Below are 18,707 nucleotides of genomic sequence, written 5' to 3' on the forward strand. Positions count from 1 at the left end.
ATCTTCCTACTCGAAAATAATTAGAGCTTTTTATCTAATATGTAACTCACATTTAAAATGGTTGTTTTAAATGTGCGGATGAAATCGGTGCGCTTTTTAACAAAAAATGTACCACTAAGGTATAGATTATTAGCTTCCTTTAGGTTAAGTTGGCGCTATTAGCAAACAAAATGACTATAATCGATTGTGTTATATTATTAAATCGAAATGCAATTGTCTGATGTTCAGTTTCTACAAGCGACTAGTTTGATTGCTAAGGCTTGTAACAAACGTGTGTTTTAAAGGTGACTCATGGAGCCAGCGGTCACGTTTTGTTATTTTGATCATGCTAACTCTCTAAATTTTTAGCTATTCTAGCAAGCTTAGCGAAGAAATTAAAAATAATAACTATAGTAAACGGGGAATTTTATGAAAAAATTATTGCTAAGTGTTGCAGTGGCTAGTGCGCTAGGCCTGACGGGCTGTAGTGGTGATAGTATCGAAGATATTAAAAAAGACGTCGAGAAAAGTGGTGAACAAAGCCAACCACTATCACGTATTGTTTTCGACCCAGCCAATGCAGTAATGGCTATTCCTAACGATTTGCTATTTAGTGGCACAACCGATGGCACGATAAATGTACCAAGTGAAACTGTTGCAGCTGGACAAGTGATTGATTATACCGATCCAACCACAGCGGTGGGTGCGTTAGACGGATGGTCAACAGTAGCCCCATTTAAAATTGAAGTTAGCACTAAAGACGGTGTGTCATTGCTTGCTGAGACGGCAGAGCAACCTGGTGCGGTTCGATTATTCAAAGCTGTACTTGGTGGGCCACTATCCCCAGATGCAGAGTGTAGCGCTCAACCGTCGGTAAGTGCTTGTAAGGTAGGTGAGGAATTGACGTTTGGTCAAGACTTTATCACGACAGCTAAAGGTAATAGCATTGTTATTGTGCCTCGTAAGCCTCTGGCTGCGAGCCAAGGTTATATTTTGGCTATCACAAACTTGATTCAAGATAGCAATAATAATCCAATTGCCCCTTCATCAACGTATGAATCTGTTCGTATGGATGTAGCAACAGCACCATTACCTTTACCTAGCCAACTTACGTTACAAACTCTGGTAAATTCATATGAGTCAGGTTTAGCTAATGCCGGTGTTGATAAAAATGACTTAGTTTATACTGCTGCATTTACCACACAATCTAGCCATGATGTATTATCTACTGCCAAAGCGTTAATGCTTGTTAACCAGCCGGTGATTGAGCCTTTGGTAAATACAATGGCTAACGCTGGTGATTTACTGGTAAATGCTGGTCAAATTGACCCGATGACACCACAAGGTATGGCCGTTTATACAGGTGCAAGCCGCGCGAGTATTTACACATCGACCTTACATGCGCCTTATTACTTAGAAAAACCATCGGCCGACAACTGTCAATTGACTAACCAAGACAGTACCATTTCTGCAACAACGTGTTCTGGTTTATATAGCCGTTTTCATGCCATGGGTGATAGCCCGATTACTGTGTTGGGTGCGTTAGCCTCTGGTGCACTATCGCAAGAGTCATTTGCAACACAATATGCTGCCCAACAGGCCGCTTTTGGACGACCTGACTTTAACGGTAATCCGGCGTTACTTGCTGGAATGACGTTTACTGTGCAAACGCCAGTGGGTCCAGTTCAACTAGACCAAAGCCGACACACAACCAAATTCAATCCGATTCCTGCTGTTCAATCTATTGAACAAAGCCCTGTGCTAGTTTCTTTACCGAACCTTGATAAGATTAACGCCTTGCGCGTTGCCAGTGATAAAGAGCTTCTTGAAATGCCTGACTCTGGCTGGCCTGTATTAATTTACTCCCATGGAATTACGAGCACCAAAGAAACCTTGTTAAGTTTTGCTGGTAGTATGGCTGAAGCTGGTATTGCTGTCATTGCAATTGACCATCCACTCCATGGTGATCGTGCAGGGAGTGTAAAATTACCTGAGGCGATGGGCGGTATCGAGGTGCCACTATCAGCATCTGGTGCTGATGGTAAACCTGAGGCTTACCTTAATGTGGCGAGTTTATTGACGGCACGAGATAACTTACGTCAATCAGAACTTGATTTACTTGCACTACGTTTAGCGGTTAATAAATTGCCTGAGCTTGGCACAGCAATTGACCCATTTAATGTGAGTTTCTTAGGTCAATCACTGGGTTCAGTCACTGGTATTACATTTACTGCCGTGGCAAATCAGCCTGTGATTGACCCGGCAACAGGCCAAGCGATACCATTTAACCCGTATACTATTAAGGCGGCTTCTTTTGCAGCGCCTGGCGGTGGTATTGCTGGATTCTTATTGGAGTCTCCTGGTTTAGGCGGCCCAATTAAAGAGGGGTTAGTTGCGTCAAGTCAATTCCAGTCACTATTAATCTCTACTGCTGCTGATCAAGGGATTGATGAAGTAACCCTTTTAGCAATGAAAGATGCTGGTGCACCAGAGTATAACGCTTTAGTCGACGCTGTTTACGGACCGTTTTCGCAAGAGTTTGCTGTTGCTGCTCAAACATTGTTAGATTCAGGGGACCCGATTAACTATGCTACAACCATCAGCCAAAATACCGATGCTATCCATGTGATGGAGTTTGTCGGGACACCGGGGGATGATACACGCTTACCTGACCAAGTTATTCCAAATACAACGGTTAACTTTATGCTTTCAGGCACCGAACCTTTGGTTGAAAATATGAACCTTGATCCAATTAATAGTTCTGTTATGGGTGAGAATGGTGCTCAAGTTGCTGGTGTTGTTCGTTTCACTGATGGGCATCATAGTTCGTTATTAACCAATAGTACGTTATATGGTGGTAGTTCTGTAGACGCTAACACAGTAGTACTGACGGAGATTCATACTCAATTAGCTTCTTTTATAGCTTCAGGTGGCACGATGATTAAAGTGACTTCAAATTCACCCGTTATTAAATAGTGTAGTTTGATAGGCTCAATTTTAAAATACCGCTCATTGAGCGGTATTTTTTTGCTATGAACTGCTGGACGCTCTGTCGCGAGGTAGCATTTATCGCAATTCCACTAATTACCTGAACACTTTTCGCGGTTTAAACGAATTATCTACTATCAATGCCGAAAGATTACAAACACCAATCTATGTCTTGCACAGATAGGGGAGCGCTACGTAGCAAGCTCTGTCTTTAACACAGAGCCTGCTCGCGAATCTGTTTATCCTCGTTACAGCATTATTCACTTTATTGACGCAATTGATATTAACCAAAAGAGTGTATTAATAACTGCCTGCAATTATGGTGTCGATATAGATGTTGTTTGTTAGGGAAATTAAGCATAAAAAAAGAGCTGTAAGAACAGCTCTTTTTAACGTTATATATCCTAGATTTGAACAGCTAGGGTTACACCTTAAATTGCTCGACTGCGTTATGTAAATGATCCGCTTGTCTTGAAACCTCATGACTCATTTGTTCATTTTGCTCAGCTGACTCAGATGTTTGATCCGTGACATCACGAATTGAAACAATATGAGTATTAACCTCAGCAGCGACGGCACTCTGCTCCTCAATAGCTGCAGCAACAGATGTGGTCATGCCTAAAATTTCTGAGATATCATCTGTAATCTCTCTCAGCATTTTTCCTGTGCTAGCTGCTTGTTCAGCACTGACTTTACCTTGATCACGACAGGCGGCCATTAACGCAACTATTTCAGTAGTGCGTCCTTGGAACTGTTCAATAATCGTCTCAATTTCACTGGTCGAGTCTTGTGTCTTACTTGCTAATGATCGTACCTCATCCGCAACAACCGCGAAGCCACGGCCTTGCTCGCCGGCTCTTGCCGCTTCAATGGCCGCATTAAGCGCTAACAGGTTTGTTTGCTCGGCGATACCACGAATGACATCTAATACTGAGCCAATGCTCTTACTGTCGGTTTCAAGCTGGGTGATCACACTTTCTGAGTTAAGCAGATTGCTTGAAAGTTGATTGATTTGTTCAATCGTTTGCTCAACACCAGCTCGGCCTAATTGTGCATTTGTATTTGTGTCTTCAGCTTTATTTGCCGTATCTGTTGTGTTCCTCGCTATTTCATCGACTGTTGCAACCATTTCAGTAATTGCTGTTGCCACCATGTCTGTTTCAGACATTTGGGACTGAACCCCAGATGAGGTGATCTCAACATTTGCTGCGAGACTATCTGTGGTAGTATTTAGTGTTGAAACCGATGAATTAACATCAACAATCAATGTTCTAAATTGGGCAATCATATCGTTAAAATGATGGGCCATATCAGAGATTTCATCAGACTGATTCTCGTTTGCTCGCAGGGTTAAATCCTTCGATTGTCTAATGGTTATCATTAGATCACGTAAAGCATGTATTGGTCGTAAGATACTGCGGGTTGTATACATCGATAATGAAACCGCAATGACGAATATCACGGTAAAAAGGCCGTACAGTAAAAACGTTACTTGTTGGGTCGTGTCGTCTATTTGTTTGCTATTAATTTCGATGACTTTATCTAATAAGGTTTCAGTCGAATGGATGGTTTTACGAAGCTCTCCTAATGAACCTTCATACGCTGTTAAGCCAAAGGTTTTAGTTGCATCAACGTAGCCGTTAAAGCTTTTGTCGTATTCAACAAGTGGCGCAGTTGTGAGATTGTTACTCACCAAGTGGCGTTTAATCACCTGTATCTGTTTGTTGGCCTTATCAACATACTTAGGGTCGAGGCGAAGCATAAAATCTTTTTCGTGACGGCGTAGCTGAAGTACATTAGTTACTAACACTAAATCCTGTGAATCAATGCCTGTTTCAAGACGGTGTGCAGCATTGCGAAGCTTTTTATTTAAGCCGTCATCCTTACTATAACCAATGTGCTTTTGTAACTGGTTGAGGGCATGAAACTTCTTTTGGTAGTCTTTTACAACCAGTTGCAGTTGTTTGATTTCTGTATTTGGCAAATCAAAGTCTGCAAACAGAGTTTCAAGCTCTTGGGTATGCGTCATTAGCTTGGAAATATTCTTATCAAACTTCTTGACGTATTTTTCATCTTTTCGTGCGAGAAAGTCCTTTTCATTGCGGCGTAGCTGTAAAACATCCTTATCAATGGCGTCTGCAGTTTTGACCCCCTCGACTAAGCGATTCATCGTATTAATACTGTAGGTTTCTAGTATTAGCATGATGATTAAGCTTAAAACGAGTAGTGCCGTACTTAGCGTTAGTTTATGTTTTATTTGCATAGTTGTCCCAACTTTCAGTAACCAGTTAAAGTAAGCCGTTTTTTTTATTTTCCGCATTTGCAGATATTTATAGTATAAGAGAGATTCAAAGAAATTACTCTATGGTGACTCTTTGAATAAACGGCACTCCTTTACTATATCGACATATTGTAATAAATCTGTAATAAATAATTAATTATAAATGAAAAAACCGAACTGAATGTTCGGTTTTTGAGCAATTACTTTAAAACGAGTCTGTTAATTACGATTTAGTAACTTTCTTGACTTTCCAGCGACCATCTTGCCAAGTCATTAAAATGAAACGGTCATCGGCTTTTTTATTACCTTGAAAGTCTCCTCGAATATGGATTTCAACTTTATTATCTTTTTTAGATTTTCTAAAAAAGTCACCGCCGACATCCGTCACTTGAATTTTAGCTGAATCTAACGTTAAGTCCATTAAGTGTCGCTGAATCATCTTAACGGTACGGTAGTGTTCAATTAAATCTAACACTTTGTCTGACGAATGCTGTTTAATTACCGAAATATCTTTGGTGTTGTATACGGCATTAATAAACTCTTCTGCAACATCCTCAGGGAGTTTTTTTGAATCTGCACCGCCACAACCTGTGAGCGTAAATGTAAGTAATAGTGTTGCTAATAATGTAATAGCTTTAACAGGGAGTAGGTTAGTCATTATATTCATTTTCTTCCGCTTGTTGTCCTTGAATTGCTGTTAGCGCAATAGTGTAAACAATATCATCGACTAATGCACCACGAGATAAGTCATTAACTGGTTTTTTCATCCCTTGCAGCATTGGCCCAATACTAATGAGGTCAGCACTACGCTGTACCGCTTTGTAGGTTGTATTACCGGTATTAAGGTCAGGGAAGATAAAAACGTTCGCCTGACCTGCAACAGGACTATTAGGTGCTTTAGATGCTGCAACGTTTTTCATGACAGCGGCATCGTACTGTAATGGTCCATCGATCACTAAGTCTGGACGTTTTTGTTTAGCAAGTTCTGTCGCTTCACGGACTTTTTCGACATCAGAGCCTGAGCCAGATGTACCCGTAGAATAACTAATCATCGCTACTTTAGGCTGGATGCCAAACGCTGTCGCTGAGTCGGCAGATTGTATTGCTATTTCAGCTAATTGTTCCGCTGTTGGATCGGGATTGATGGCACAGTCACCGTAAATTAGCACTTGATCAGGCAGCAACATAAAGAAAATTGATGACACCAAACTAGTATTAGGTGCTGTTTTAACCAACTGCAATGGAGGGCGGATAGTGTTGGCCGTTGTATGGACTGCGCCAGACACCAGACCATCGACTTCCCCTAAGGCCAGCATCATAGAACCAAGGACAACATTATCTTGCAGTTGCTCTAAAGCGATGATATCTGTGATGCCTTTATGTTCACGCAGTTTAACCATTGGGGCGACATATAATTGGCGCACTTGCTCAGGGTCAATAATACTCACGCCAGGGCCAAGCTCTAAGCCTTGTTGCTTTGCTGTTAACTCAATCGCTTCTGGGTTACCCAACAAGATACAGTTAGCAATATTACGCATAGAACAAATAGCAGCGGCTTTAATCGTTCGAGGTTCTTCACCCTCAGGTAACACAATTGTTTTACCTGCGGTACGGGCCATTTCAGTTAATTTGTAACGGAAAGCCGCTGGAGAAAGGCGACGCTCACGACTGGATACTTGAGTTAAGGAACTGATCCAATGTTTGTCTATGTGACTGGCCATAAACTCTTGGACGTTATAAATACGTTTGGTGTCATCGATAGGCACTTCGTGATTAAAACTTTGCAAATCAATCGACGTTTGCCAAGTATTCGTTTCAACGAGCAAAATTGGTAGGCCGGTAGCCATTGCTTGTTCGCATAATTTCATGACTGGCTCTTCAGGTTCATAGCCATTGGTGAGTAACAACGCACCAATTTTAACGCCGTTCATCGCAGCCAAACACACTGAAACAATAACATCAGATCGATCACCTGAAGCAACCAGCAGTTTGTCAGCGTTAAAGTTGTCAACCATATTGGGAATACTTCGTGCGCAGAAACTAATGCTGCGCAGTCTACGCGAATGCAGCTGTCCTTCATTGATGACTTTGGCTTTTAAGTGATTAGCTAAGTCAATCACTCTTGGTGCGATAATCTTCTCGTTCCATGGTACATAACCCAGAACACGAATCGGACTGCGGCCAAACAGTTGGAAAACTTCCATTTGTTTTTGATGTGTTCCTGATAAGCTTCCAGCTAAGTCCGGTCGAATAACGCCATGTTCATCGATAGGGGCATTAATTTGGTTAACGATACAGCCTAAAATACGCTCTGAGCTCGTGCCCCCAAAACTTTGACAAGCAATTTCAATCCGCTCTTTTTGTTGAATAGCACTATCTGCACCCGGAGAGGTGACGAAAACAACCTCGGCATCAAGTGCCGTAGCAATTTTATTATTGAGTCTTGAAGAGTATTGTTGCTTTCGAGTGGGGACCATCCCTTCTATGACTAAAATATCATTACCTTCAAGGGCTTTATTAGCACGCTCTACGATTTCTTCAAGCAGGGTATCGGCTTTATTACCACTCATTAAGTTGGCAACATAGCTCGGTGCGAAAGGCTGCGGTGGTTTAATGTTTGGGTTAAGCCCAATGATGGCGGTTGAACGCTCAGGCCCTGTATCACCGTTACTTGGCTGGGCAATGGGTTTAAAGAAATTCACTTTAATACCGTGACGCTCTAAGGCATGAACAATCCCCATACTCACTGAGGTCAAGCCGACACCAAACCCAACAGGGACTAACATTATCGTTCTAGCCATAACTTATTGCTCCTGTTGAATTAAGCGAATTGAGTCTTGGGCAATGACAAGCTCTTCATTAGTCGGGATGACGATTGCCTGCGGACCTGCATTATTAGTGATGATGCCAGAAGCGCCAAAACGTGCGGCTTGGTTTTTGTCGTGATCGACTTTAAAACCAAAGATTGAGAGTTGTCGTAACACATTTTCACGAATCATGTCTGAGTTTTCGCCGATGCCTCCTGTAAACACCACTGCATCGAGCTGACCTAGCGGGACAGTATAAGAGGCAATGTATTTTGCCAGACGATAACAAAATATGTCTAATGCAAGACGAGCCCCTTCGTGGCCTTGTTCAGCTTCCTCTTCCAATACTCGGCAATCATTAGATAGCTGAGATAAACCAAGTAAGCCACTCTCTTTATTGAGCAGTTGATTAACCTGTGCTTGCTGATAACCGAGTTGGTCAATCAAAAAGTGGGAGATTGCAGGGTCTATATCACCACAGCGAGTTCCCATCACTAAACCTTCTAACGGCGTTAGACCCATACTTGTGTCAACACTTTGCCCGTTTTTTATCGCAGTGACACTTGCCCCATTACCAAGGTGAGCGCTAATGATGTTGAGTTGATCACGTTCGATTCCTAATAATTGAGAAGCTTGCTGGGTCACATAAAAATGGCTAGTACCGTGAAAACCATAACGGCGGATACCGTGTTCTTCGTAAAGTGAATAAGGCAAAGGGTACAGGTAAGCCTTTGCAGGGATCGTTTGATGGAAGGCCGTATCAAAGACCGCCACTTGCGGTAATTGATTAAATGCTTGCTGCGCTGCTTTGATACCTATGATATTCGCTGGGTTATGCAATGGGGCTAGCTGTGAAACTTGCTCTATCTGCGATAATACTTGCGGGGTAATAATGACAGACTCTGTAAAGGCTTCACCGCCATGCACGACGCGATGACCTACGGCGACAACATGAGTTGCAAGTTGATGCTGTTGCAAAAACGCAACTACAGTGTCTATGGCCTGTTGATGAGCGGCTTGGGCAGGCAATGTAACACGGTGTTTATTGCCTTGATATTTTATCGTGATAATAGGAGAGTCACTTGCCAACGAATCTGCCAATCCGCTTAATATTTGTTGTTGGGTTTGGGTGTCAATCAATGCGAACTTCAGCGAGGAGCTGCCGCAGTTTAATATAAAAACAAGCTTATCTGTCATTATTACTACCAGTAAATTAAACGTTTCAATAACCGCACACATTTTGTGCTTGTATTGTGTTGAAGGTGAACTAGTTATGGACTGTTGATTGTGTATTGCGATACAGTATGTTGAAACTTCGAAGATATTTAGCAAAAATAGCAAACACAGCACATAAAGTGTGTAAGCTGTATTATACTATGGGATAAGAGATAAACTAGTTCCACTTAGAGTTTTATTAATTTAAATCAACTGTAGACTATAAAAGATTGCTTTAACACCAATTGTTAGGAAAAAATATGCATGAATTAAAACAATTGATCGAGCAAGGACGACTTTATCAACACTTATGGCCTCAACAACGCGAGTTGTCGGCTATCTTCCCTGAAGGTCGAATTATCGCGCTGTGTAAATTATTACAAAAAGTTGCACCAATGATCGCAAGCCTTTCTTTTGTTGTTCAATTTCTTTATTTTGGTGAAGATGTGATTCCACGCGCACTGGCGATGTCTTTATTAGTGCTAAGCATTCCCTACCAAGGGCTTATCTGGTTGGGACATCGCTCAAAACAACCTTTATCTAGGAATTTATTATCTTGGTGTAGTGAAGTTCGCACTCAAATGATAAATGCTGGTATGTCAGTGAAGCCTATTCATGCCAAAGCAAGTTACATGGATATGGCTCAGTTGTTAAATGATGCTTATTCAAAACTCAATAAAGCCTTTGACTTACCTTAATACTTGATGCCGCTCCTCGACGTAAGCGCTGGTTCAACAGCGCTTAGCCATATTCATCGCCATGGCCTACACCCTGATTATTTCCATACCATGCTCGGCGCGAGCGGTGGGCCCAAATGGTTCACACTGTTTGGCTTAGACTGCTATTTATTTGGTGAGTTTTTTAACGGCCGCACCACACCTCTTCGACTTATAGGCTCATCGGCGGGGGCCTTTCGTTTTTCAGCGCTCGCTCAGGCCAATCCGATTGCAGCGATAAGACGTTTGGCTGATGACTATGCCGCTTTAGATTATCCAAAGGGCGCAACGGCACAAGAAATTGAGCTAAAAAGTATCGCGTTGGTCAACAAAACGTTGGGCGACACGGGTATCAAGGAAATACTAGAAAACCCTATATTTAAAGCCAACTTCATTACCGCGCGCACCCAAGGCCTCCTGTCGAGTGAGGTCTCGTTATTACAACTGTTTGGCTTGCTCAACGCATTCTGTGCAAATAGAATTGAGCGTTCAAGGCTTAATAAGCATTGTAAACGCATTGTTATTGGCGCTGATGTGAAGAGTTTAGTTATCTCAGATTTACATGGTTTAGACACTTGTTACGTTGAACTAACACCTGATAATATAAAACAATCACTTCTTGCTTCCGGTGCTATACCGATGTTGCTGCCCGGAATACCTCATATTAATGGGGCACCGCCCGGTGTCTTTCGAGATGGTGGATTAATCGATTATCATTTTAATAGTAAATTTGAAGGGAGTGAAGAGCAGCCTCTAGTGTTGTACCCTCACTTTACTAATCAACCAAAAGCAGGATGGTTTGATAAAAATCTTAAGCGTAAGCCTCTCGACGCACATTATGATAATGTGGTTATGTTAACACCGACAAAAGATTTCATCAGGCAGTTACCGTTACAGAAAATTCCAGATAGAAATGACTTTAAAACCATGAGTTTAACTCAGAGGCAAACCTATTGGGGCGAGGTGATGAAACAAAGTCATCTACTCGCGCAAGAATTTCATACGCTAGTCACTAAACAACAGCTAGATCATATTAAACCATTGAAATTGAATTGATTAGGCTTTTTTTTGTCAATACTTTGGTGCTAGTATCAAGAGCATTATATTTCTCAACAGCTAATTTTATGAATCATAATCTGAAATACCGTGTTGCTTTCGTTCTTTCATCATTTATATCGATTTCTGCTTTTGCTAATTCACCAAAGCCGGTGAGAGACAGTATTGATCTAGTCGCAGAGTCGACGTTTACCCAAGGTGTTGAAGGACCGGTTGTTGGCCCTCATGGTTACTTATACGCGGTTAATTTCTCAAAGCAAGGTACCATTGGCAAGATAGACTCGAAGGGAAGCGCGCAATTATATGTAGCATTACCTGAGGGAAGTACGGGAAATGGATTACAATTTTCTCCATCAGGTTTGTTGTATGTTGCCGATTACACTGGACACAACATTTTAATGGTTGATCCAAAAACAAAAAGTGTTTCGGTTCATGCTCATAATGCAGAAATGAATCAGCCCAATGATATTGCGATGATGAGCGATGGGACTTTGTTTGCCAGTGATCCTAATTGGTCGAAAGGAAATGGTCAACTGTGGCGTATTAGCCCGGATGGGCAAACGCAACGAATGGCGGAAAACCTAGGAACGACTAACGGTATTGCTATCAGCCCAAACGAGAAAATATTATATGTTAATGAGAGTGTTCAACGTAAAGTATGGGCATACGATCTTGATAAGAACCATAATATTAGTAACAAGCGCCTGTTGATCGAATTTAACGAGCATGGGCTTGATGGCATGCGTTGTGACAAACTTGGCAACCTCTATATCGCCCGCTATGGAGCTGGGGTTGTATTAAAAGTAACGCCGCAAGGGCGCGTGATAAAAGAGTTTCGTCTTAAGGGCTTATTTCCAACAAACGTCGCCTTATCAAATGATCAGTCACGCCTTTATGTCACAATGCAAAAGCGTGGGTCTGTTGAGTATCTCGTATTAAACTAGTCACGCTGTTTATTGTAATGTCCCGATGTCATAACCGGAGTTACGTCCTGTCAGGGGAGGTTAATTGACACTAATAGCTTAAACTACTCCAGAGTCTGATAGAGGTTAATCACGAAATCCAATTCAATATTAAGATTCTGAGCCTGTTGGATTTGCTCGGTGATTACTTCATTTGCTTTCCACGCAAATGGCGTCATTTGTAATAGGGCGACACGATGTTCATCAGTTGGGCAAATTGTGAAACTGAAATTTTCGCTGCTCATGCGTTTAAAACCTTTAAACACTGTGTCTTGAGTATCATGAGCCCTAACATCTTGATAAATATACTCTCTGAGCTGCCAGAGGTGGCGAGGACCAGGGGTAATTGTCAGTAGCAGCCCTTTGTCAGTTACTACACGCTTTAACTCATCCTCATTTGCTGGTGCATAAACCTTTAAGATTAAGTCGATACAGTTATCAACTAATGGTAATTTATCTGAGCTAGCGACACTATAATGCCCTTGTTTGTCTTGCTTAGCAGCTTTAATAATCGCGGGTTTGGATATATCGACCCCGTAAGTGTCTAACGATGTCACTCTTTGCTTAACCTGTCTTGTGTAGTAGCCTTCACCACAACCTAAATCGAGTAGGGTAGACACTTGCTGCTGCTTAATTATTTGGGCAATTTTTTCAGCTAACGGCTGATAATAGTCTGCATTAAGAAAGTCATGACGAGCGCTAATCATTTCTTTACTATCTCCAGGTTGCTTTGACTTTTTACGTTGAACGGGTAATAGATTGAAATACCCTTGCTTGGCTCGATCAAACTGGTGGTTGTTACTACAACTTAGGTTGGTATGGCTTGGTGATAGCACGAGCTGCTGATCGCAAATAGGACAGGCGTAAAACATAGACAAAGATGTTCTCAAGATGGAAAAACAGGCGCATTGTAGTGTAAAAACGCCTGTAGTGCTAGTTAAGTGCTTTTTCTAGGATAGCAACGTCATGATATTGAGCAAATTTCAAACCTGATTCGGTTAAAGTGCCAATATGCTTAAAGTCGAAGTTCTGGTGTAATTTGACTGACTCTGGGTTTGGCAAGGTGATTAAGCTGTATGCTCTGTGGAATTGGTGTTTTTCGAGCGCCTCAAACAAATAACGGAACAAGATTTTACCGACGCCTTTAAGTTGGCAAGCTGGAGATTTATAAATAGTGATTTCGGTCGAGTTAGCATAAGCGGCTTTTAGGTTGTAAGGACTATTAAACGCAAATGCAACCACTTGTTCATGGTGCACAGCAACTAATACTTCGTTGCGAGGGGAGCTTTTAATATGTTTAAACCAAGCTTGTCGCTTCTCTGAAGGCCAAGGTTTTAAATCGAAAGTTGCTGCTGAGTGACGAATATAGTGATTATAAATTGAATCAATTTCAGTGAGATCATCGAGGGTGGCTTGACGGATTTTTAGCATATCTTTAATAGGTTCCTCGTTGTTTATTGACAGCTAAATCTTGAACAAAAGGTGCTCAATTGTCAATAAACAAAAAGGATAAATTGATTAAACCATGGAATAGGGAATCAGCCTAAAATTCGAAGCTAGACCAAATCGGTGCATGATCTGATGGTTTGTCAATACCACGAAGCTCATAATCAACATCCGATTCAGTACAATATTGACTAAGGTTTTGTGTTGCTAGAATAACATCAATACGTAGGCCACGGTTATCATCAAAGCCACGTGAACGATAATCAAACCAGCTATAGCATTCTTCTCTTTCTGGGTGTAATAAACGGAACGTGTCGTCTAAGCCCCAGCCTTGTAAAGTCCCTAGCCATTCGCGCTCTTCGGGTAAAAAGCTGCACTTACCAGTGCGTAACCAGCGCTTCGCGTTATCTGGTCCAATACCAATATCGATGTCCGCTGGAGAGATGTTAATATCACCCATCACGATCACATTTTCCTCATTGGTGTGATTAGTGGTCAAGTAGTGTTGCAAGTCTTGATAGAACTTTTCTTTTGCAGGGAACTTGGTTTCGTGGCTACGGTTTTCCCCTTGTGGGAAATAGCCATTTAACACGCGAACTTTATTGCCGGCTTTTGTTGTGACAGTGGCCATGATCATACGACGTTGTGCATCTTCTTCATCGGTTGGAAAGCCATATTGCACATCTTCCACCTCAAGGTTAGTCATAAGTGCAACGCCATAGTGGCCCTTTTGACCGTGATAAAATACTTTATAGCCCATTGCCTCAACTGCTTCTAAAGGAAACTGTGGGTTATCGACTTTGATTTCTTGCAGGCCAATTACTTGTGGTTGATGTTTTTCGATGAGAGCTTCTAACTGATGAAGACGAGCCCGCAGACCATTAATGTTAAAAGAAATTGCTTTCATAATGCTTAACCTTGATAAATAGTTACTGTGAGGGTTAATCACAGCATGATAATAATTGTTTATTCGATGAAAAAGCTGATTCGTGAACGAGGATTGAGGTAACTTCTTACCTGCTCAGGTAAACCTTGCCCGGAGATTGCCGATTCAATGGCAATCCCTTCTTCATCTTCAATATTAATAATGGCGGCATCATCGCGAGGGATGTTTTCATCATACACCATTACATTAGGGTAAAGTAATTTATTCGAATTAACAGTAATTACAATACCAATTTGATCGGTATTTAATCGAACAAAAGTACCAGGAGGGTATACGCCCATGGTTTTAACAAAAGCACCAAGCTGTTGCGGATCAAATAAATGAGCTTTATTTTTAAATAAGAAAGATAAAGCTTGTGAAGGTGACTTGGCTTTTGATTCATCTAGCGGATAGCACAAGTTATCATAATAGTTAACCAGTGAAATAACCAATGATAAAGGGTTTAACTTATCAGCAGTCAATTGACTTGGGTAGCCACTTCCATCAGCGAATTCATGGTGCTCGAGAACAAGTTGTTTTACATTATCAGAAATATTTGGCGCGTTATTGAGATATTCAACAGAGTATTCAGTATGCTTTTCAGTAACAAATTTACGTTTTGCTGGAGACACATCTTTGCCGGTATAAAATTGGCTTGGTATTTTCATTTTACCAATATCATGGAGTAAACCCGCTGTACCTAAATCTTCAATTTGCTGTTTGTCATACTTTAAGTAATTGCCGATCATCATCGACAATAACGATACTGAGATTGCGTGCTGGTGGATATCGATATCGTCTCTGTCATCTCCGACTAAATGAAGAACAAGATCATCTTTAGCCATTAGTGCTTCAGCCATCGAACTGATCACTTCTTCCGCTTCCTGCATCGCGAGTAAAGGGCGGGCTTTTATTTTACTGGTTAAAGACCGAACCTGACTTACTGCTATTTGGTAGGCTCCTTCACATTTTTTTAATGAACGACGGTAACCCTGCATAGCTTCAATCTGCTTTTGCTTTATTTTGGTTAACTCATCGAGTTGTGGCTGCATATTAACATTGCTGTTAATCGGGGGTTGTGATGACTCTTCGATGGCCGGTAAAGGGTTCGCAGTACTCTTGTGAGGAATGGCATAAACATGGCTAATATTAGCCTGATTTAACATCGCTATTTGTTTTTGTGACGTTATCTTAAAGCGGTTGAACATAAACGGATGTTCATTCCAGCCAACTGGGATTTCGATAAAAATCCCTGGTTGTAATCGCTGAATGGTGAGTTTTATACGAGCTTGGTTGGCCATGGACTAAGGGAGTACTTTCTTATACGGCTTAACAGTAACTTGTTGATATACACCGGCAGTAATATACGGATCAGCGTCTGCCCATTGTTGGGCTTGTGTTAGCGAATCGAATTCGGCAATAACCAATGAACCAGTAAAGCCTGCGGCGCCTGGATCTTCACTATCGATGGCAGGGGTTGGTCCGGCGACTAATAGACGACCCTCATTATTTAATATTTGTAGACGCTCAAGATGTGCAGGTCGTGCTGCAAGGCGGTTTTCTAAACTGTTTTCAACATCTTCTGCATAAATGACATACCACATGCTATTTTTTCTCCTGTTCTGAGGTTTCTTCATCTTCAGGCATATATTTATACAAGTAGATACCCGTGACAATAAATAAGACAAAAGTTAAGGCGGTTAGGCCAAACACTTTAAAATTAACCCAAGTATCTAGACTTAGATTAAATGCAATATAATAATTAGCGATAGCACTAACGATACAGGTCAGCGCCCAGCCGAGAGTTATATTTCGCCAAACACTGTCGGGTGCATCAATTTCAGTACCGAGTAATTTCTTAGGAATAGGGTCAGACATTACTTGATAGGCAAGTAATACGACGGCAAAAATACCGTAAATTATGGATACCTTCCATTTAATGAAAGCATCATCATGGAGGTACAGTGTGAGCGCACCAAAAACACTAACAACAGCAAAGGTAATCCAATGGCTTCGCTCAATTTTTTTAAAAATGATTTGTAACAATGCCAACTGAATGACTGTGGCAGCAATTAACGCGCCTGTTGCGGCATAGACATCGATAAGGTAATAGGTAATAAAAAATGCCAATAGTGGCAGAAAATCGAGTAACTGTTTCATAAGACTTACTTATTAAAATTTAAAGCTATTGTAATAAAATATCATTCGGGCCGCTATAACTTATTGGTGCTTAGATAGAAAAAGCCCATGATTTAATACTAAATCATGGGCTTTAAGTTAGGGCTTTGTGAAAAACCTCTTAGCTTAATGTGGCTTGCTTCATGCTCGAAATGAATGCGGCTAATTGTTCTAGCATTATTGTCGGTTGGTCTAGGTTATTCTCAATAATCTTAACTACTGCTGAGCCACTAATAATACCATCAGCACCGGCGGCCAAACCGGCTTTAGCATCATCGGGTGTTGAAATCCCAAACCCTAGAAGAAGGGGTGCAGCTTGATTATCTTTCAAGGTGGTTATCAAATCTTCAACGGGCATTTTTACCTTTGACTCTGTGCCTGTTACACCAGCACGGCTTAATAGGTAGGTATAGCCTTGTGTTTGCTGTGCTACCTGTTTAAGCGTCTCTTCGCTGCCATTAGGAGGTGCGATAAAAATACTTTGAATACAAGCCTGCTCAGCTGCTGCTTTGAATGGCGCGGCTTCGCGAAGTGGAACATCAGCGATTAGAACAGAATCAACCCCAGCGGCTTGACACTGTTGATAGAACTCACTGATACCATTACAGGCTACTAAATTGGCGTAAAGCAACAACCCAATTGGTACTTGAGGGTGCTTACGACGAATGTTAGCGATAATGTCAAAGCACACCGCTGGTGTAGTGCCCGCTTCAAGTGCACGATCACTCGCGGCTTGAATTGTCGGGCCATCGGCACTTGGGTCAGAGAAGGGAATGCCTAACTCAAGTGCATCCGCACCAGCGGCAACTAGCGTATCAATAACCGCTAGTGATTGCTCCGGGTTTGGATCGCCTATGCAGACAAACGGAACAAAAGCACCTTGTTTTTTTTCTTTTAAATCAGCGAAAAGCTGTTGATAACGGTCACTCATTATTGTGCCTCCTGAGAATTTTCGCTGCTTTTATTATCTAGAATAGTGGTCACATGGGCTAAATCTTTATCGCCACGGCCTGATAAGTTAACCAATAAGGTTGCTGGCTTATCTAGCTGATTTGCTAACTGGTAAGCATAGGCAAGAGCATGCGATGACTCGAGGGCAGGGATAATGCCTTCACTGCGAGCTAAGCGCTGAAATGCTTCTAATGCTTGATCGTCAGTGACTGACTCGTAACGGGCACGGCCAATGGCGGCGAGGTGGGCATGCTGAGGTCCAACGCCCGGGTAATCTAGGCCTGCTGACACAGAATAAGACTCCTCAATTTGCCCATCTTTATCTTGCATTAAATAAGTATAAGTCCCGTGGATTATTCCTTTGCGCCCTTTACCGATCGTTGCGCCGTGATGGCCTGAATCAACGCCTAAACCCGCAGGCTCTACGCCAACAAGTTCAACTCCACTCTCTTCGATAAAGTCATTAAACATACCTATAGCGTTCGAGCCGCCGCCAACACATGCAATAACAGTATCAGGTAATTGGCCTTCAGCAGCCAGGATTTGCTGTTTTGCTTCTTCGCCAATCATCTTTTGGAATTCACGAACCATAGTCGGGAATGGGTGAGGCCCAGCAGCGGTTCCTAACAAGTAATGGCTGCTGTCATAGTTTGCTGACCAATCACGTAGGGCTTCGTTCACTGCGTCTTTTAACGTACCGCTACCTGCCGTTACAGGAATAACTTCAGCGCCCATCAACTTCATGCGAAATACATTCGGTTGCTGACGTTCACAATCTTTAGCCCCCATGTAGATTCGGGCCTTTAAACCAAGAAGGGCACAAGCTAGTGCCGTAGCAACGCCGTGCTGGCCAGCGCCCGTTTCGGCAATTATTTCTTTTTTGCCCATACGTTTAGCTAGCAGTGCTTGACCTAATACTTGGTTAGTTTTATGTGCACCGCCATGCAGTAAATCTTCGCGCTTTAAATAGATTTTGACTAATGGATTTGGACTGAAGTTACGGCACAAAGTTAATGCCGTAGGACGCCCTGCGTAGTCCTTTAACAAACTCATAAATTCGTTTTGGAAGCTTTCGTCACTTTGGCTATCGACGAACGCTTGTTCTAACTGTTCTAATGCTGGCACAAGGATCTCTGGCACAAACATACCGCCAAAGTCGCCGAAATAGGGTGAAACTGTACTCATTTAGGTATCCCCAATTAT

General features: G+C 41.9%; 16 protein-coding genes. 4 read left to right on the forward strand and 12 right to left on the reverse strand.

The genetic code is table 11. From position 1 onward, the window contains the following. Positions 1 to 408: 408 nt before the first annotated feature. Entirely contained in the window at positions 409 to 2,955 is a 2,547-nt protein-coding gene (locus Q8W26_RS03530) for a VolA/Pla-1 family phospholipase (protein ID WP_101214121.1), read from the forward strand. Positions 2,956 to 3,391: 436 nt separating this feature from the next. On the opposite strand, the gene Q8W26_RS03535 is transcribed toward Q8W26_RS03530, so the two are convergent. From Q8W26_RS03535 to Q8W26_RS03550, 4 genes are all read right to left on the reverse strand, one after another. Continuing rightward, positions 3,392 to 5,230, reverse strand: a complete 1,839-nt coding sequence (locus tag Q8W26_RS03535) for a methyl-accepting chemotaxis protein (protein ID WP_101214122.1) — start codon at positions 5,228 to 5,230, stop codon at positions 3,392 to 3,394. A 241-nt stretch (positions 5,231 to 5,471) separates the two neighbouring features. After that, the gene (locus Q8W26_RS03540) at positions 5,472 to 5,906 is read right to left on the reverse strand and encodes a hypothetical protein (RefSeq protein WP_101214123.1); all 435 of its coding nucleotides are present in this window, start codon (positions 5,904 to 5,906) and stop codon (positions 5,472 to 5,474) included. Then, complete coding sequence (pta, locus tag Q8W26_RS03545) at positions 5,899 to 8,049, reverse strand: phosphate acetyltransferase (protein ID WP_101214124.1); 2,151 nt, start codon at positions 8,047 to 8,049, stop codon at positions 5,899 to 5,901. Before pta ends, Q8W26_RS03540 begins: the two co-directional genes overlap by 8 nt. 3 nt (positions 8,050 to 8,052) lie before the next feature. Then, a complete protein-coding gene (locus Q8W26_RS03550; protein WP_101214224.1) occupies positions 8,053 to 9,252 on the reverse strand; it encodes an acetate kinase in 1,200 nt (399 codons plus the stop codon). 278 nt (positions 9,253 to 9,530) lie between these two features. On the opposite strand from Q8W26_RS03550, the gene yfbV reads away from it, so the two are divergent. The 3 genes from yfbV (at position 9,531) to Q8W26_RS03565 (ending at position 11,986) form a co-directional block, all read left to right on the forward strand. Then, positions 9,531 to 9,968, forward strand: a complete 438-nt coding sequence (yfbV, locus tag Q8W26_RS03555; protein ID WP_101214125.1) for a terminus macrodomain insulation protein YfbV — start codon at positions 9,531 to 9,533, stop codon at positions 9,966 to 9,968. A gap of 6 nt (positions 9,969 to 9,974) precedes the next feature. Continuing rightward, on the forward strand, positions 9,975 to 11,042 hold the full coding sequence (locus Q8W26_RS03560) for a hypothetical protein (protein ID WP_101214126.1): 1,068 nt from the start codon (positions 9,975 to 9,977) through the stop codon (positions 11,040 to 11,042). 68 nt (positions 11,043 to 11,110) lie between these two features. Further along, positions 11,111 to 11,986, forward strand: a complete 876-nt coding sequence (locus tag Q8W26_RS03565; protein WP_101214127.1) for an SMP-30/gluconolactonase/LRE family protein — start codon at positions 11,111 to 11,113, stop codon at positions 11,984 to 11,986. An 83-nt stretch (positions 11,987 to 12,069) separates the two neighbouring features. Here the strand turns inward: Q8W26_RS03565 and rlmA are convergent, their stop codons facing one another. The 8 genes from rlmA to trpB all read right to left on the reverse strand — a co-directional run bounded on the left by rlmA (position 12,070) and on the right by trpB (position 18,689). Beyond that, the gene (gene rlmA, locus Q8W26_RS03570) at positions 12,070 to 12,876 is read right to left on the reverse strand and encodes a 23S rRNA (guanine(745)-N(1))-methyltransferase (protein ID WP_101214128.1); all 807 of its coding nucleotides are present in this window, start codon (positions 12,874 to 12,876) and stop codon (positions 12,070 to 12,072) included. Between the two features lie 61 nt (positions 12,877 to 12,937). Beyond that, positions 12,938 to 13,435: a GNAT family N-acetyltransferase gene (locus Q8W26_RS03575; RefSeq protein WP_101214129.1), complete on the reverse strand. Its 498-nt coding sequence runs from the start codon at positions 13,433 to 13,435 to the stop codon at positions 12,938 to 12,940. 112 nt (positions 13,436 to 13,547) lie between these two features. Beyond that, entirely contained in the window at positions 13,548 to 14,357 is an 810-nt protein-coding gene (gene xthA / locus Q8W26_RS03580) for an exodeoxyribonuclease III (RefSeq protein WP_101214130.1), read from the reverse strand. Positions 14,358 to 14,416: 59 nt separating this feature from the next. Then, positions 14,417 to 15,676 carry a DUF3391 domain-containing protein gene (locus Q8W26_RS03585; RefSeq protein WP_101214131.1) on the reverse strand — a complete coding sequence of 420 codons (1,260 nt, stop codon included), beginning with the start codon at positions 15,674 to 15,676 and terminating at the stop codon, positions 14,417 to 14,419. A 3-nt stretch (positions 15,677 to 15,679) separates the two neighbouring features. After that, on the reverse strand, positions 15,680 to 15,979 hold the full coding sequence (locus Q8W26_RS03590; RefSeq protein WP_101214132.1) for a YciI family protein: 300 nt from the start codon (positions 15,977 to 15,979) through the stop codon (positions 15,680 to 15,682). 1 nt (position 15,980) lies between these two features. Continuing rightward, a complete protein-coding gene (locus Q8W26_RS03595; RefSeq protein WP_101214133.1) occupies positions 15,981 to 16,535 on the reverse strand; it encodes a septation protein A in 555 nt (184 codons plus the stop codon). Between the two features lie 139 nt (positions 16,536 to 16,674). Further along, complete coding sequence (gene trpA / locus Q8W26_RS03600) at positions 16,675 to 17,484, reverse strand: tryptophan synthase subunit alpha (RefSeq protein ID WP_101214134.1); 810 nt, start codon at positions 17,482 to 17,484, stop codon at positions 16,675 to 16,677. Then, a complete protein-coding gene (gene trpB, locus Q8W26_RS03605) occupies positions 17,484 to 18,689 on the reverse strand; it encodes a tryptophan synthase subunit beta (RefSeq protein ID WP_101214135.1) in 1,206 nt (401 codons plus the stop codon). Before trpB ends, trpA begins: the two co-directional genes overlap by 1 nt. Positions 18,690 to 18,707 lie beyond the last annotated feature (18 nt).

It is taken from the genome of Psychrobium sp. 1_MG-2023, from assembly GCF_030689115.1.
Lineage (GTDB): Bacteria > Pseudomonadota > Gammaproteobacteria > Enterobacterales > Psychrobiaceae > Psychrobium.